General features: G+C 74.8%; 14 protein-coding genes. 9 read left to right on the top strand and 5 right to left on the bottom strand.

Translation table 11 applies throughout. The annotated features are described in order from the left end of the window. Positions 1–63 precede the first annotated feature (63 nt). Genes aroA through ACZDWJ_RS06315 form a run of 3 tightly spaced genes read left to right on the top strand, consistent with a single transcriptional unit; the run spans position 64 to position 3,327 of the window. The gene (gene aroA / locus ACZDWJ_RS06325; protein WP_463520085.1) at positions 64–1,386 is read left to right on the top strand and encodes a 3-phosphoshikimate 1-carboxyvinyltransferase; all 1,323 of its coding nucleotides are present in this window, start codon (positions 64–66) and stop codon (positions 1,384–1,386) included. A gap of 23 nt (positions 1,387–1,409) precedes the next feature. Next, positions 1,410–2,414, top strand: a complete 1,005-nt coding sequence (rsgA, locus tag ACZDWJ_RS06320; protein WP_463520084.1) for a ribosome small subunit-dependent GTPase A — start codon at positions 1,410–1,412, stop codon at positions 2,412–2,414. A 28-nt stretch (positions 2,415–2,442) separates the two neighbouring features. After that, complete coding sequence (locus ACZDWJ_RS06315; RefSeq protein WP_463520083.1) at positions 2,443–3,327, top strand: inositol monophosphatase family protein; 885 nt, start codon at positions 2,443–2,445, stop codon at positions 3,325–3,327. Here the strand turns inward: ACZDWJ_RS06315 and ACZDWJ_RS06310 are convergent. The 5 genes from ACZDWJ_RS06310 to ACZDWJ_RS06290 are packed head-to-tail and all read right to left on the bottom strand — an operon-like array spanning position 3,324 to position 7,447. Further along, positions 3,324–4,310, bottom strand: coding sequence for an ROK family protein (locus tag ACZDWJ_RS06310; RefSeq protein ID WP_463520082.1), 987 nt, complete (start codon positions 4,308–4,310; stop codon positions 3,324–3,326). The two genes, ACZDWJ_RS06315 and ACZDWJ_RS06310, sit on opposite strands and share 4 nt — an antisense overlap. Positions 4,311–4,328: 18 nt before the next feature. Further along, positions 4,329–5,270: an ROK family glucokinase gene (locus ACZDWJ_RS06305; RefSeq protein ID WP_463520081.1), complete on the bottom strand. Its 942-nt coding sequence runs from the start codon at positions 5,268–5,270 to the stop codon at positions 4,329–4,331. Continuing rightward, a complete protein-coding gene (locus ACZDWJ_RS06300) occupies positions 5,267–5,758 on the bottom strand; it encodes a hypothetical protein (RefSeq protein ID WP_463520080.1) in 492 nt (163 codons plus the stop codon). The genes ACZDWJ_RS06305 and ACZDWJ_RS06300 overlap by 4 nt, the downstream gene beginning before the upstream one ends. Next, positions 5,755–6,990 carry an ArsA family ATPase gene (locus tag ACZDWJ_RS06295; RefSeq protein ID WP_463520079.1) on the bottom strand — a complete coding sequence of 412 codons (1,236 nt, stop codon included), beginning with the start codon at positions 6,988–6,990 and terminating at the stop codon, positions 5,755–5,757. The genes ACZDWJ_RS06300 and ACZDWJ_RS06295 overlap by 4 nt, the downstream gene beginning before the upstream one ends. Before the next feature lie 16 nt (positions 6,991–7,006). Beyond that, on the bottom strand, positions 7,007–7,447 hold the full coding sequence (locus ACZDWJ_RS06290; RefSeq protein ID WP_463520078.1) for an SRPBCC family protein: 441 nt from the start codon (positions 7,445–7,447) through the stop codon (positions 7,007–7,009). A gap of 260 nt (positions 7,448–7,707) precedes the next feature. On the opposite strand from ACZDWJ_RS06290, the gene ACZDWJ_RS06285 reads away from it, so the two are divergent. The 6 genes from ACZDWJ_RS06285 (at position 7,708) to ACZDWJ_RS06260 (ending at position 16,061) form a co-directional block, all read left to right on the top strand. Further along, positions 7,708–9,498: an AMP-dependent synthetase/ligase gene (locus tag ACZDWJ_RS06285; protein WP_463520077.1), complete on the top strand. Its 1,791-nt coding sequence runs from the start codon at positions 7,708–7,710 to the stop codon at positions 9,496–9,498. A 209-nt stretch (positions 9,499–9,707) separates the two neighbouring features. Continuing rightward, positions 9,708–10,451 carry a Flp pilus assembly protein CpaB gene (cpaB, locus tag ACZDWJ_RS06280; RefSeq protein WP_463520076.1) on the top strand — a complete coding sequence of 248 codons (744 nt, stop codon included), beginning with the start codon at positions 9,708–9,710 and terminating at the stop codon, positions 10,449–10,451. Positions 10,452–10,454: 3 nt separating this feature from the next. Then, positions 10,455–11,681, top strand: a complete 1,227-nt coding sequence (locus ACZDWJ_RS06275; protein ID WP_463520075.1) for an AAA family ATPase — start codon at positions 10,455–10,457, stop codon at positions 11,679–11,681. Between the two features lies 1 nt (position 11,682). Further along, a complete protein-coding gene (locus tag ACZDWJ_RS06270) occupies positions 11,683–13,200 on the top strand; it encodes a CpaF family protein (protein ID WP_463520074.1) in 1,518 nt (505 codons plus the stop codon). Continuing rightward, positions 13,197–15,134 (top strand): type II secretion system F family protein, encoded by a 1,938-nt coding sequence (locus ACZDWJ_RS06265; protein WP_463520073.1) that lies wholly within the window; start codon positions 13,197–13,199, stop codon positions 15,132–15,134. Before ACZDWJ_RS06270 ends, ACZDWJ_RS06265 begins: the two co-directional genes overlap by 4 nt. A gap of 3 nt (positions 15,135–15,137) precedes the next feature. Further along, positions 15,138–16,061: a type II secretion system F family protein gene (locus ACZDWJ_RS06260; RefSeq protein ID WP_463520072.1), complete on the top strand. Its 924-nt coding sequence runs from the start codon at positions 15,138–15,140 to the stop codon at positions 16,059–16,061. The last annotated feature ends 35 nt before the right edge of the window (positions 16,062–16,096 follow it).

The raw sequence follows: 16,096 nt of genomic DNA, 5'->3' as shown, positions 1-16,096 counted from the left end.
CCCCCGTCCCGCGCCCCGACCGGCGCGGCGGGGGCGTCGGTCGTCTCTCGATAGGCTGCCCCGGTGAACCTCCCGGCCCACGACTCGGTGAACGACTCGGTGCATGAATCGGCGACGCCTCCCTGGCCCGCCCCCCGCTTCCGCCGCCCCGTCGACCTCGCCGTGAGCCTGCCGGGCTCGAAGTCGCTCACCAACCGGGCGCTCCTGCTCGCCTCGATCGCCGAGGGCCCCTCCACGGTGCGCCGGGCGCTGCGCTCGCGCGACACCCGCCTGATGGCCGCGGCCCTCACCGCGCTCGGCTCGCGGGTCGACACCAGCGGCGACGACTGGCACGTGACGCCGGGCCTGGTCGGCGCCTCCTCCGACGCGCCGCTGACCGTCGACTGCGGCCTGGCCGGCACCGTCATGCGGTTCGTGCCGCCGGTGGCGGTGCTCTCCTCGGCCTCGGTGGCCTTCGACGGCGACGCCCACATGCGCACCCGCCCCATCGGCGAGGTGCTCACCGCCCTGCGCGGCCTGGGCGCCGTCATCGACGACGACGGCCGCGGGGCGCTGCCCTTCACGGTGCGCGGCGCCGGCGGGCTGCGCGGCGGCACCGTCACCCTCGACGCCTCGGCGTCCTCGCAGTTCATCTCGGCGCTGCTGCTGGCCGGGGCCCGCTACGACGACGGCGTCGACGTGCGCCACGTCGGCAAGCCCGTGCCCTCGCTCCCCCACCTGGAGATGACGGTGGCGATCCTGCGTCAGCACGGCGTCGACGTCGACGACTCCGACGCGAACCGCTGGCACGTCGCGCCCGGGCCGATCACGCCCGTCGACCACCTCATCGAGCCCGACCTCTCCAACGCCGGCCCCTTCCTCGCGCTGGCCGCGGCCACCGGCGGCAGCGTGCTGGTGCGCGACTGGCCGCGCGCGACCACGCAGGCCGGCGACGCGCTCCGCGAGATCCTCACCGCCTTCGGCTGCACCGCCCTCCTCGACGACGACGGCCTGCGCGTCACCGGCCCCGAGCGGCTCGGCGGGGTCGACCTCGACCTCCACGACGTCGGCGAGCTCACCCCCGTCGTCGCGGCGCTGGCGGCGCTCGCGGACGAGCCCTGCCACCTGCGCGGCGTCGCGCACATCCGCCATCACGAGACCGACCGGCTGGCCGCGCTCGCCACCGAGCTCGGCCGCCTCGGCGCCGACGTCGAGGAGCGCCCCGACGGGCTGTCGTTCCGGCCGACGCCGCTGCACGGCGGGGTGTTCGGCACCTACGGCGACCACCGCATGGCCCACGCGGCGGTCGTCGTGGGCGCGGTCGTCGACGGCGTCGAGGTCGAGGACGTCGAGACCACGTCGAAGACCTTCCCCGACTTCGCCGGCTTCTGGTCCGGGCTCCTGTGACCCGGGTCGGCTGAGGGCGAGCGATGGCGGGACGTCACGGGCGCTACTCCGAGCACGACCACGAGCACTACGAGCGGCCGCGCCGTCGCACCCGGCCGCGCACCAAGGACCGGCCCACCTACGACGACGCCGTCGACGCGGTGGTCGTCACCGTCGACCGCGGCCGCTTCACCCTCGAGCTCGACGACGCCGAGCACCCGCGCGTCATGGCCATGAAGGCCCGGCCGCTGGGCCGCAAGGGCGTCGTCGTCGGCGACCGCGTGCGCGTCGTCGGCGACACCTCCGGCGAGGACGGCTCGCTCGCGCGGATCGTGGAGGTGCAGGAGCGCACGACGACCCTGCGCCGCACCGCCGACGACGACGACCCCGTCGAGCGGGTGATCGTCGCGAACGCCGCGCAGCTGGTGATCGTCACGGCGCTGGCCGACCCCGAGCCGCGGCACGGCCTCATCGACCGTGCGCTCGTGGCCGCCTTCACCAGCGGCATGACGCCGCTGCTGTGCCTGACCAAGGCCGACCTCGCCGACCCCGAGATCCTGCTCTCCACCTACCGCTCCCTCGGCGTCCCGTGGGTGGTGACGCAGCGCGGCGGCGACCTCGCCGAGCTGCGCGAGCGGCTCGCCGACCGCACCTCGGTGCTCGTCGGGCACAGCGGCGTCGGCAAGTCCACGCTGGTCAACGCGCTCGTGCCCGACGCCCACCGCGAGGTCGGCCACGTCAACGCCGTCACCGGCCGCGGGCGGCACACCTCCACCTCCGCCTACCTCCTCGACCTGCCCGGCGGCGGCGCGATCATCGACACCCCCGGCATCCGGTCCTTCGGGCTGGCGCACGTGCGTCCCGAGCAGCTCATCGAGGCCTTCCCCGACCTCGACGAGATGACCGAGGACTGCCCGCGCGGCTGCACCCACGGCGCCGAGGAGCCCGAGTGCGCCCTCGACGACGCCCTCGCCGAGGGGCTGGCCGACCCCGATCGCGTGCAGTCCTTCCGGCGCCTGCTGGCCGCGCGCAGCGTCCCCGACTTCTGAGCCCGCGGGGCATCACTAGGGTGGACCCGTGTCCACCGACCACACCGACGACCTCCGCCTGGCCCACGTGCTGGCCGACGACGCCGACTCGCTGACCACCGCGCGGTTCAAGTCGCTCGACCTCCACGTCATGGCCAAGCCCGACCTCACCCCGGTCACCGACGCCGACCAGGGGGTCGAGGAGGCCATCCGACGCACCCTCTCGCGGGTGCGCTCGCGCGACGCCGTCACCGGCGAGGAGCAGGGCACCACCGGCCAGGGCTCGCGTCGCTGGATCATCGACCCCATCGACGGCACCAAGAACTTCGTGCGCGGCGTGCCGGTGTGGGCCACCCTCATCTCGCTGGTCGTCGACGACGAGGTCGTCGTCGGCGTCGTCTCGGCCCCGCAGCTGCAGCGTCGCTGGTGGGCCTCGGCCGGCGGCGGCGCCTGGACCGGCAAGTCGCTGCTCAAGGCCACCCGCTGCCAGGTCTCCGACGTGCGTCGCCTCGAGGACGCCTCGCTGTCCTACTCCTCCCTCTCGGGCTGGGACGAGCGCGGCCGCCTCGACGACATGGTCTCCCTCATGCGGCGCTGCTGGCGCACCCGCGCGTACGGCGACTTCTGGTCCTACATGCTGCTCGCCGAGGGCGCGGTCGACCTCGCCGCCGAGCCCGAGCTCGAGGTCTACGACATGGCCGCCCTCGACGTCATCGTGCGCGAGGCCGGCGGCCGGTTCACCTCCCTCGACGGCGCCGACGGCCCGTGGGGCGGCAACGCCCTGGCCAGCAACGGGCACCTGCACGACGCCGCGCTCTCGTTCCTCGGCGCGCTGCCCGACGACCCCGCCGACCCCGACACCTGGGACCCCGATCAGCCGCGCACCGGCCCGGGCACGGTCTCGCCGCTGCGGGGACGGCGACCGACCGACTAGGCCGAGGGGAGCGCGGCGCGGGCCATCACGGCCGCGCCGACGACGCCGGCCTCCGGGCCGAAGCGGGCGCGCCGGATGCGCGGCACGCGGCGGTGGGACGCTCCGACGAGCGCCCGGGTGAGCGCGGCGCGCGCCGGCTCGAGCAGGAGGTCGCCGGCGGCGGACACGCCGCCTCCCACGACGACGACGTCGGGGTCGAAGGCGGCCACCAGGTTGGCGATCCCGACGCCGAGCCAGTCGCCCACCGAGCCGAAGGCCTGCAGCGCGACGGCGTCGCCCTGCTCGGCGGCCTCGGTGACCATCGGTCCGACCAGCCGCTCCGGGACGCCTCCGCACAGCCGCTCCAGCAGCGTCTTCTCGTGGCCGATGCGCTCGCGGGCGAAGCGGGCCAGGGCGTTGCCGCTGGAGTACTGCTCCCAGCAGCCGCGGCTGCCGCACTCGCAGGCCAGGCCGTCGGGCACGACCTGCATGTGCCCGAACTCGCCGGCCATGCCGTTGCGGCCGCGGTGCACGCGGTCGTCGAGCACGACCGCGCCCCCGATGCCGGTGCCGAGGGTGATCACCAGGGCGGCCGCGACGCCGCCGGCCTCGCCATGGGCGACCTCGGCCAGGGCGGCGCAGTTGGCGTCGTTGTCGAGCACGACGCGGGTGCCCCAGCGCTCGGTGAGCCGGGCGCGCACCGCCTCGCCGCGCCAGGGCAGGTGCGGGGCGAACATGACCCGCTCCCCCGCGCCGTCGACGAAGCCCGCGGCCGCGAGGCCGACGGCGGCGACCGGGCGGCCCGCGGCGACCTCCTCGACGGCCTCGGTGAGCGCGGCCTCGAGCAGGCCGACCTCGACGCGGCGTCCGGGCGTCGAGCGCGCGGCGGTGCGCAGCACGCGGGCGTCGGCGTCGATCTCGGCGGCCAGCACCTTGGTGCCGCCGACGTCGACGCCGATCACCAGCGGATCGGCGCCCACCGCGGGCAGCGCTGCATGACTCATCGGCGACTCATCGGCGACTCATCGGCGGGCGAGGTCGGCGGCGCCGATGAGGCCCGCGCGGTTGCCCAGCCGGGCCCGTCGGACCTCGGCGAGCGGACGGTGGCCGCGGCCGGTGAGGTTGGCGCCGAACGCGCTGCGCACCGGGCCGAGGAGGAGCTCGCCCGCCTCGCTGACCCCGCCGCCGAGCACGATGACCGCCGGGTCGAGCACGGCTGCGAGCGAGGCGAGGCCCTCGCCGAGCCAGCGGCCGAGGTCGGCCAGCTGCTCGATGCTGAACGGGTCGCCACCGCGGGCGGCCTCGGTGATCATCGGGCCGGTGATCGCCTCGACCTCGCCACCGGCGAGGTCGAGCAGGTGACGGGCCAGGAGGGAGCCGCCGGCCGCCGCACGCCGCGCCTCGCGGACCAGCGCCGAGCCGCTGCCGTACTGCTCGAGGCAGCCGAGGTTGCCGCAGCCGCAGAGCAGCCCGTTGGGCACCACGCGCAGGTGGCCGATCTCGGCGCCCACGCCGAAGGCGCCGCGGAAGAGCTCGCCGTCGAGCACCACGCCGCCGCCGACGCCGGTGCCGACGGTGACCAGCAGGAGGTCGTCGACGTCGTGGCCCGCGCCGAAGCGGAACTCGCCCCAGGCGGCGACGTTGGCGTCGTTCTCGATGACCACCGGCAGGCCGGTGCCGTCCTCGAGCTCGGCCTTGAGGTCGACGTCGCGCCAGGCGATGTTCGGCGCGAACATGACGATCGAGCGGGTCTTGTCGACGTAGCCGGCCGCGCCGACGCCGACCGCCTCGATCTCGTGGCGCTCGCGCAGCTGGCCGACGAGGTCGATGACGGCCTTCTCGATCGCCTCGACGTCGGTGGCCGGCGACTCCACGCGCAGCTCCTCGACGATCTCGCCGCTCTCGTCGACGACGCCGCCGAGGATCTTCGTGCCGCCGATGTCGACACCGCAGGTCAGGCTCACTGGTCCTCCTCGGGCCACGGCTCGTCGTCGAGGTCGATGCGCTCCACGCGCCCGGTGCCGGTCCCGGCGTCCTTGCGGGCGTCCGGCGGCACCGTGGTGGCCAGGATGCCCGCGGCCGCCGCGATGAGCGAGCTCGCGGCGCTGGTGAGGTGGGCGCGCACCTCGGGGCTCAGCTCGCGCACGACGTGCACGGTGCGGCACACCGGGCACCAGCGGCACTCCGGCGCGCCGGTGGCGAGGTTCTCGGCGAGGCCGTCGCGCAGGCCCTCGTGCAGGTGCGCGGCGATCTCGGCGGCCGAGCCGGCGGCGGCGCCGGCCGCACCGGCCACGCCGCGGCCCCAGTCGGTGCCCTGGTCGCCGGCCCAGCCGGCCAGCGCGCCGAAGAGCTTGGCGGCCTCCTCGGCCACCGTGCCGAGGTCGTCGTCGGGGCCGGGGTTCTGGTCCTCCGGCTGGTCGCCGGGCTTGTCCTCGGGCGGCTGGGGGCTCATCGCAGCGCCTCCTCGGCGGAGGGGGCGGGCTCGGGCGAGCCGGCGTCGGCGGCCGGGGCCTGGTCGTCGACGAAGCGCACCCGCAGCCGGCCGGCGTCGACCCGGGCGCCGGCCACCCGCAGGCGGCTCAGCCCGGCGGGCAGCGCGAGCACGCGCCGGTAGGAGCCGACGGTGACGACGAGCTCGTCGCCGTGGCGGGCGAGGTCGACGTCGTCGCGCTGAGCCAGCGGGAGCGCGAGGTGGAGGACGGCGCCGCGCTCAGTGCGGTCGACGCGGAAGGGGCCCTCGCCGGCGGGGGCGGCGAACGGCGCGACGTCGGGCCGCGAGGCGTAGACGTCGGCGGCCAGCGTGCGCAGCGCCTCGACGCCCACCGGCTCGCGGTCGCGGTAGGTGGAGCGCCACACGGGCAGACCGGCGAAGGACTGCTCGACCTCGGCCAGCACGGCGTCCTGGGCCCGCACCCAGCCGGTGCGCCAGGCGTCGGCCTCAGCGCCGGGGAAGACCCGGTTGGCGACGACGCCGTCGACCCGGTAGCCGAACAGCGAGAGCGTGGTCCAGCTGCGGCGGGCCTCGGCGAGCACGACCTGCTCGGGGGTGAGCACGAGCCGCACCGAGGCGTCCGGGCCCGACAGCAGGGCCTGCACCTCGGCGAGCTCGGCGTGCAGCCGCTCGAGGGCGTCGACGACGCCCTCCCCCGGCAGCGGGACGCCGACGGTGCGGCTGAGGACCGGCTTGAGGGCCTTCAGCAGACGCCGCTCGGCGGGGAAGACCCGGTTGACGTACCAGCCGAGCGCCTCGGGCAGCGCGAGCAGGCGCAGGGTCTCGGCGGTGGGCGCGCAGTCGACGACGACGGTGTCCCACGCCCCCGAGAGCACCTGCAGGCGCAGCTCGAGCAGCGCGAGCACCTCCTCGGCGCCGGGCAGCACGGTGAGCTCCTCGGCGGCGACGGGGTCGACGCCGGCGACGTCGAGCACGGAGAGCAGGTAGCCCTGGATCTCGGCCCACGACTGCTGGAAGCGCAGCTGCGCGTCGACCTGCTGGACGAAGAGCCGCTCGGCGACCTGCGTGGGCTCGGCGCCCACGGGCGTGCCGAAGGCGTCGGCCAGCGAGTGCGCGGCGTCGGTGCTCAGCACGAGGGTGCGCGCGCCCGAGGCCGCGCTCAGGGCCGCGGTGCCGGAGGCGATCGTCGACTTCCCGACGCCGCCCTTGCCGGTGAACAGGAGGATGCGCAAGCCGGAGCCCGGCCCGTCAGGCGATCGACTCGACGCGCTTCTTCAGACCCTTCAGCGCGGTGTCGATGAGGATCTTCTCGCCCTTGCGCTTGAGCATGCCGATGAGCGGGATGCTGACGTCGAGGGCGAGGCGGTAGGTGACCTCGGTGGTGCCGTCGCCGCGGTCGCGCAGCAGGTAGGCGCCGTCGAGCGCGCGCAGCATCTTGCCCTCGACGAGGGTCCAGGTGACCTGGCGGTCGCCGTCCCAGGTGTAGGCGAGGGTGTACTCGTCCTTGATGGGGGCGACGTCGAGGGCGAAGAACACCTGCGCGGCGCGGCCGCCCGGGCCCTCGGAGCGGACGTCGGCGACGGTGACGCCCTTCGCCCAGGAGGGGTAGGAGGCGAAGTCGGCGATGACCTCCATGACGGCGCCGGGGGCGGCCTCGACGACGATCGACGACGTGGTCTGCTCGGCCACGGGTCCTCCCTCGGCTGGCGCCCGCAGGCGCGTCTCGAGCCCGGACGGGGCGGGCTCCTGAAGCGGCGTTCGGCCCCGCGCTGCGGGGCGGTGCGAGCCTACCGGATCGGACCTGCGGCGTACTGGGCGGTAGCCTGCTGGGCGGCCGTCCCGCGCCCGACCCTCGTCCCGCGTGTGGCACCCGGCTCCGGCGCTCCGCCCCGGCCGGGCCGGCCGACCCGAGACCCCCGCACCCCCGGGTGCGATGCGAAGGAGGAGCCGTGCGCGAGTTCGCCACGCCGCTGGCCGTCGAGATCCCGTCCACCGGGAACCTCACCGACGACGTCGTCCGCAACGCCGAGGAGGCCCCGGACGCCGTGGTGGTCAGCCGCCCCGGCGCCGACGGCTCCTGGGAGGACGTCACCGCGGCCGCGTTCCTCGCCGAGGTCCGCAGCGTCGCCAAGGGCCTCGTGGCCGCCGGCGTCGAGCCCGGCGACCGCGTCGCGCTGATCTCCAAGACCCGCTACGAGTGGACCCTGCTCGACTACGCCATCTGGTTCGCCGGCGCCGTCACGGTGCCGGTCTACGAGACCTCCTCGCAGGAGCAGATCGCCTGGATCCTCGGCGACTCCGGCGCCGTCGCGGTCGTCACCGAGACCCCCGAGCACCTCGCGCGGGTCACCGCCGTGCGCCCCGACCTCACCGCCCTGCGCCAGGTCTGGTCGCTCGAGGACGGCGCGGTCGACGTGCTCGGCCGGCTCGGCGAGGAGGTCTCCGACGGCGACCTCGAGCAGCGCCGCACCACCGCGACGCCGCTGGACCTGGCCACCCTCATCTACACCTCGGGCACCACCGGCCGTCCCAAGGGCTGCATGCTCACCCACGGCAACTTCATGACCGAGCTCGGCGTGGCCGTCGAGGAGCTCGAGCGGCTCTTCGAGACCGAGGGCGCCTCGACGCTGCTGTTCCTGCCGCTGGCCCACGTCTTCGCCCGCATCATCCAGGTCGGCTGCATCAAGTCGCGGGTGCGGCTGGGTCACAGCGCCGACATCAAGAACCTGCTCGACGACCTCGGCGCCTTCCAGCCGACCTTCATCCTCGCGGTCCCCCGCGTCTTCGAGAAGGTCTTCAACACCGCCTCCCAGCGCGCCACCGCCGACGGCAAGGGCGCCATCTTCGACCGCGCCGCCGAGACCGCCATCGCCTGGTCCCGGGCCCAGGACGCCGGCCGCGTGCCGCTGCGGCTGCGCGCCCAGCACGCGCTGTTCGGCCGGCTGGTCTACGGCCGGCTCCTCGCCGCGCTCGGCGGCCGCTGCCACTTCGCCGTCTCCGGCGGCGCGCCCCTGGGCGAGCGCCTGGGCCACTTCTACCGCGGCATCGGCGTCACGATCCTCGAGGGCTACGGCCTCACCGAGACCACCGGCGCGGCCACCGTCAACCTCCCCGACGCCATCAAGGTCGGCACCGTCGGCCGTCCGCTCGGCGGCACCGCCGTGCGCGTCGCCGACGACGGCGAGCTGCTCATGCGCGGCGGCCAGGTCTTCGTCGGCTACTGGGGCGCCGAGGAGGCCACCGCCGAGGCCCTCGAGCCCGACGGCTGGTTCCACACCGGCGACGTCGGCGAGATCGACGACGAGGGCTTCGTGCGCATCACCGGCCGCAAGAAGGAGATCCTCGTGACCGCCGGCGGCAAGAACGTCGCCCCGGCCGTCCTCGAGGACCGGCTGCGCGCCCACCCGCTCGTCGACCAGTGCATCGTCGTCGGCGACGGCCAGCCCTACATCGGCGCGCTCATCACCATCGACCGCGAGTCCTTCCCGCTGTGGGCGCAGGCCCAGGGCAAGTCCGGCGAGGTCGAGGACCTCCTCGAGGACCCCGACCTGCAGGCCGAGCTCGAGGCGGCCGTCGAGGACGCCAACAAGGCCGTCTCCCGGGCGGAGTCGATCCGCCGCTTCGCGGTGCTGCCGGACGTGTGGACCGAGGAGGGCGGCCAGCTGACGCCCTCGCTCAAGCTCAAGCGGGCCGTCGTCATGCGCGAGCAGCGCGAGGAGGTCGCGGCGCTCTACCGCTGAGCACCGCCGGGGGTCGCCGGGGGTCGCCGGGGGTCGCCGGGGGCCCGATCCGAGGCTCGGTCGCGCCGGATCCCTCAGGTCGGGGGCCGGACGGCCGAACCCAGGCCTGACGGGTTCCACGCTCACGCCCGTCTCGGGCGCGGGCGTGGACGCAATGCTGGTCGGGGTGCGCGCACCCGCGTCCGGCGATCCGAAAGGCCTGACCCCACATGGATCGACGCAGAGTGCTGCTGATCGCCGCCGCCCTGGTGGCCGCCCTCGGGACCGTCCTGGTGTTCCTCTACGTGCGCGGCGCCGACGCCCGCGCCGAGGACCGCTACGCGACGTCCCAGGTGCTCGTCGCCACCGCGCGCATCGACCAGGGCGAGAGCATCTCGGCCGCCGCCGCCGCCGGGAAGCTCGCCCTCAAGCCGGTCGCCGCCGACCAGCTGCTGCCGGGCGCCGCCACCACCACCGACGGCATCTCCGACCTCGAGGCGCTCACCACCCTCTACCCGGGCGAGCAGGTCGTGCCCGAGAAGCTCGGCAAGGACGCCGCGGCCGCCACGACGCTGCCCATCCCCGCCGGCAAGATGGCGATCTCGATCAACCTCAGCGACCCCGCCCGCGTCGCCGGCTTCCTCAACCCCGGCGCCGAGGTCGCGGTCATCTACTCCGGCAAGAGCCCCACGACCGGCCAGCCGTTCACCCGCACCCTGCTCACCCGCGTGACGGTGCTCGGCGTCGGCTCCAGCACCCCGCAGCCCGTCGCCGCCCCGGCCCAGGACGCCGCCCAGCCGGCCGAGACCGTCGCGCGCACCCTGCTCACGCTGGCGCTGAGCCAGACCGACGCCCAGCGGATCCTCTACGCCCAGGGGGCCGGCGAGCTCACCTTCGCCCTGCTCACCTCCGAGGCGAAGGTCAACGACACCACGAGCGTCGACTCCACCAACCTCTTCGCGAAGCAGCGCTGAGCCATGCCCGTCGTCGTCGATCCGGCCAGCGACAGCGTCACCGCGCTGCTGCGGAGCCTCCCCACGGGCAGCCAGGGCGTGGAGACCCTGGAGCGCGCCCGTGGCTGGCTCTCCCAGCATCCGGAGGAGTACATCGTCGTCCTCGGCCCGAACCTCGAGCTCGACGAGGCGCTCGGCGTCTGCGAGGAGCTGCGCATCTCGCGGCCCACGGTGACGGTGGTCCTCGTCCGCGAGGGCCTGGACGCCGACGTGCTGCGTGCGGCCATGAAGGCCGGCGCGCGCGACGTCGTCGAGGCCGAGGACCCCGAGGCCCTCACCGCGGCCGTGGCCCGCGCTCACCAGCTCTTCGTCGCCCTGCGCGGTCCGGCCGGGGCGATGCGCCGCGGCTCCATCGTCACCGTCTTCTCGCCCAAGGGCGGCGTCGGCAAGACCACCGTGGCGGTCAACCTGGCGCTGGCGCTCAACCAGGGCGGGGCCCGACGGGTCTGCCTGGTCGACCTCGACCTCGCCTTCGGCGACGTCGCGATCACGATGCAGCTCTTCCCGAGCCACTCCATCGAGCACGCCATCGGCGCCGAGGGCAGCCTCGACCTCGAGCAGATCGACGGACTGCTGACCCGCCAGGCCGACTCGCTCATGGTGCTCGCCGCACCGTCGCACCCCGACGTCCGCGAGCGCGTCAGTCCGACGCTGGTCGGCGCCGTCCTGCGGACCCTGCGCGAGGGCTTCGACCACATCGTCGTCGACACCGCGCCGGCCTTCGACGAGCAGGTGCTGGCCGCCCTCGACGAGACCGACGAGTGCGTCATCGTCGCCACCCTCGACGTGCCGACGCTGAAGAACGTGAAGGTCGCGCTGGAGACGCTCGACCTGCTGGGCATCGCCCCCGACCACCGGCACCTGCTGCTCAACCGCGCCGACGACGCCGTCGGGCTGTCGGCGGAGAAGGTCGAGTCGATCCTCGGCATGCGGATCGCGGCCCGGTTCGCCACCGCGATCGAGATCGCCGCCTCGACCAACGCGGGCACGCCGATCGTCGTCGAGCGCCCCGACCACCAGGCCTCGCAGGCGATCCGCCACCTCGCCGCCGACATCATCGGCGACGTCGTGACCCAGCCCGACGAGCCCGTGGGCCTGACCGCCACCACGCACGCCAGCAGCCCCGGCACGGCGCGCCCCGCGGAGACCGACGACGAGCGCTCCCGTGCTCGCTTCCGGATCAGGAGATGACATGAGCAGCCTGTCCGACCGCCTGGCCGCCGCCCGCCGCGGCGACGAGCCCGGCGACTCCCCCGAGAGCGCTCGCACCGCCGACCCCGCCGACGCCGCCGGTGAGGGGACGTCCGGAGCCCACGCGGCGTCCGCCGCGGCCGCCGAGCAGCGTCCCGCCGCCGAGACCCCGGCGCCCGGACGCCGGCGCGCCACCCCGGACTCCGCGCTCAGCGCCCGGCGCGCCGCAGCGACGTCCGGCGGCGACCGGATCGAGGAGCTCAAGGCCAACGTCCACGCCGAGCTCCTGCGCGAGCTCGGGCCGCGGCTCTACGACGCGAACCTCGACTCCGGCGAGCTCGACCAGCAGGTGCGGGCCGTGCTCGCCGAGGTGCTCTCCTCCCAGGACCGGCCGCTGAGCAGCAGTGACCGCGCGCGGGTCACCCAGGAGATCAGCGACGACATCCTCGGCTACGGTCCGATCGAGCCGTTCCTGCGCGACCCGGCGGTCTCGGAGGTCATGGTCAACGGCCACGACTCCATCTGGCTCGAGCGCGACGGCAAGCTCGTCGTGGCCGACGCCTCGTTCGTCGACGAGGCCCACCTGCGCCGCACGATCGACAAGATCGTCTCCCGCGTGGGGCGCCGCATCGACGAGTCCTCCCCCATGGTCGACGCCCGCCTGCCCGACGGCAGCCGCGTCAACGCCGTGGTCCCGCCCCTGGCCGTCGACGGCTCCGCGCTGACGATCCGCAAGTTCGCCACCGACCCGCTCACCGTCGCGGACCTCATCGGATTCGGCTCGCTCACCCCGCAGACCGCGGAGTTCCTCGAGGCCTGCATCCGCGGCCGCCTCAACGTGATCGTGTCCGGCAGCACCGGCGCCGGCAAGACCACGACGCTCAACGTGCTCTCCTCCTTCATCCCCACCGACGAGCGCATCGTCACCATCGAGGACGCCGCCGAGCTCCAGCTCAAGCAGGACCACGTCGTGCGGCTGGAGTCGCGTCCGGCCAACATCGAGGGCCGCGGCGAGGTCACCATCCGCGACCTGGTGCGCAACTCGCTGCGCATGCGCCCCGACCGCATCATCGTCGGCGAGGTCCGCGACGCCTCCGCGCTCGACATGCTCCAGGCGATGAACACCGGCCACGACGGCTCCATCTGCACCCTGCACTCCAACGGCCCGCGCGACACCCTCTCGCGCATGGAGACGATGGTGCTGATGGCGGGCATGGACCTGCCGATCCGCGCCATCCGCGAGCAGGTGGCCTCGGCGGTCGACCTCATCGTCCACCAGACCCGCTTCAAGGACGGCTCGCGCCGCATCACCCACATCACCGAGGTGGAGCGGATGGAGGGCGACGTCATCACGCTGCAGGACGTCTTCGTCTTCGACGGCTCGCTCGGGTTCGACCGCGAGGGCCGCAACCTCGGCCGGCTGCGTCCGACCGGCCTGCGCCCCAAGGCGCTCGAGCGCCTGGCGCTGGTCAACGTCACCGTCGACCCGATGCTCTTCGTCGCGGACCGGATCGCATGAGCGGCGGTCGGCTCCGCGGGGCACGGGCGCTCGGCGGGCTCCTCGCCGTCGCGGCCCTGCTGCTGCCCACGCCCGCCCGGGCCGCCGAGGGCGCCTCGGGCGCGGACGTCACCCACGTCCAGGTCACCGACGACGGCCTCGAGGTGCTGGTCTCCGTGCCGCAGGGCGCGCAGGTCGACCTCGCGAAGGTCACCGCCAGCGTCGCCGGGAAGGCCGCGACGGCCAGCGCCCAGGCGGCCTCGGAGTCCGACGCCGTGCAGCGCACGGCCGTGCTCGTGGTCGACACCAGCCCGTCGATGCGCGGCCCGCGCTTCGCCGCCGCGAAGGCCGCCGCCGGCACGTTCCTCGACACCGTGCCCGACGACGTCCGCGTGGGCATCGTCGCCTTCGCCGGCGCGATCACGGTCGCCCAGCCGCCGACGCTCGACCACGCCGCCGCGCGCAGCGTGCTGGCCTCGCTGCGGATCGCACCGCAGACCCGGCTCTACGACGGCGTCCTGCGCTCCATCGACGTCGCCGGCACCGCCGGTCAGCGTCAGCTGCTCGTCCTCTCCGACGGCGCGGACACCTCCCGGACCCCGCTCTCCCGCGTGCTCGCGGAGATCCGCTCCAGCAGGACCATCGTCGACGCCATCGCGCTCGACGCCGGCACCCCGGACGCCGACCTGCGCCGGATGGCCTCGGCCGGCGGCGGTCGGGTCATCGCCGCGGACCGCGCCGACCTCGAGCAGGCCTTCGCCGGCGAGGCCGACGCCCTCGAGCGGCAGGTCCTCGTCACCATCGAGCGGCCCGACGGCCTCACGAGCACCGCGGGCACGGTCAGCGTCACGCTGCCGACCTCGGCGGGCGCGCTCACCGCCGACGCCTACGCGACGGTCGCCACGACGAACCCGAGTCCGGCCCCGGCCGTCGCGGTGCCCGACCTCGCCGACGGCGGCTCGGCGCTGCCGCAGTGGGGCCTGTACGCCGCCACCGGCGTGGTGGGCGTGGGCCTGCTCGGCCTGCTGATGCTGCTGGTACCCCGCGCCCCGCGGCCGCTCTCCGCCGCCGAGCGCGTGGCCCGCTACACCCGCACCGTCGCGGGCGTGGGCGGCGGCAGCGGCCCGCACATGCCGCGCATCGACCCCGACCAGGCGATGACCCAGGCCAGGGACGCCGCGGCCCAGATGCTGGGCCGCAACCGCGATCTGGAGTCGCGCATCGCCCGTCGCCTCGACGCCGCGGGCAGCGAGCTCAAGCCGGCGGAGTGGCTGCTGATCCACCTCGGCGTGTTCGTCGGATCGGCCGTGCTCGGCCTGCTGCTCAGCGCCGGCAGCCTGCTCCTGGGCATCCTCACCGTGCTGGCCGGCGCGATCCTCCCCTGGGTCGTGCTCGGCTTCCGCGCCAAGCGGCGCCGCAAGCGCTTCGGCGCCTCGCTGCCCGACACCCTGCAGCTGATGTCCGGCGCGCTCGCCGCGGGCCTCTCGCTGCAGCAGGCGGTCGACACGATCGTCAAGGAGGGCGCCGACCCGATCGCCTCGGAGTTCAAGCGCGTGATGGTCGAGACCCGCCTCGGCGTGTCCCTCGAGGAGGCCCTCGACGGCGTCGCGGAGCGCTTCGAGAGCAAGGACTTCGAGTGGGTCGTCATGGCGATCCGCATCCAGCGTCAGGTCGGCGGCAACCTCGCCGAGCTGCTGGAGACCGTCGCCGGCACGCTGCGCGAGCGCGAGTACATGCGCCGCCAGGTGGCCTCGCTCTCGGCCGAGGGACGCCTCTCGGCCTGGGTGCTCGGCGGCCTCCCGCCGCTGTTCCTGATCTACCTCGCCCTCACCCAGGGCGACTACGTCGCGCCCCTCTTCGGGGATCCGCGGGGCTGGTTCCTGCTCGGCGCGGCGACCTTGTGGCTCTCGATCGGCGTGTTCTGGATGAGCCGTCTGATCAAGGTGGAGGTGTAGACGATGACGATGATGCTCGTGCTCGGCGTGCTGATGCTCGGCACCGCGATCACGCTGCTGGCGGTCGCGACGCGACCCAGCGGCGTCGACGGCGTCTCCCGCTCCCTCGAGGTGCTCGAGGCGATGACCGCGGCCCCCTCCGACCTGCGTCGCCAGGAGTCCGAGCGGCCCTTCTCCGAGCGGGTGCTCGAGCCGCTGCAGGCCCGCGCGCTCGGGCTGGGCCGCCGGCTCTCCGGCGGCGACACCACCGAGCGGATCCGGCGTCGGCTCGAGCTGGCCGGCAACCCGCCGGGCTGGAGCGTCGACCGGATCGTCTCCGGCAAGGTGCTCCTCGCCGGCGTCGGCCTGGTCGCAGGACTGCTGATCTCCCTCCTGCTCGGCACCTCGCTGCCGGTGCGCCTCGGGATGCTGCTGCTCGGCGCCGCCGCCGGCTTCTGGGCCCCCGACGGCCTGCTCTACCAGCGCGCCTACGACCGCGCCGAGCAGGTGCAGCGCGCGCTGCCCGACGCCATCGACCTCCTGACGATCTCGGTGGAGGCCGGCCTGGGCTTCGACGCCGCCGTCCAGCAGGTCGCGCGCAACACCGAGGGCCCCCTGGCCGAGGAGCTCGCCCGCCTGCTGCAGGAGATGCAGCTGGGCCAGGGTCGTGCGCAGGCGCTGCGCTCGCTGGCCGACCGCACCGAGGTCGACGACCTCAAGGCCTTCGTCGGCGCCATGGTGCAGGCCGACTCCTTCGGCGTGCCGATCGGCTCGGTGCTGCGCGTGCAGTCCCAGGAGATCCGCGTGAAGCGGCGTCAGCGGGCCGAGGAGAAGGCACAGCAGGTGCCGGTGAAGATGACCGTCCCGCTGATCTTCTTCATCCTCCCCTGCCTGTTCATCGCCGTCATGGGGCCCGCGGCGCTCAACGTCATGGACAGCTTCGGCTGATCGCTGCGGCGCGTCCGGGTGGATGCCGTGCGGAG

It is taken from the genome of Nocardioides sp. B129/18 (assembly GCF_055282735.1).
Note: the sequence above shows the minus strand (reverse complement) of the source record. Positions and strands in the feature narration are given on the sequence as shown.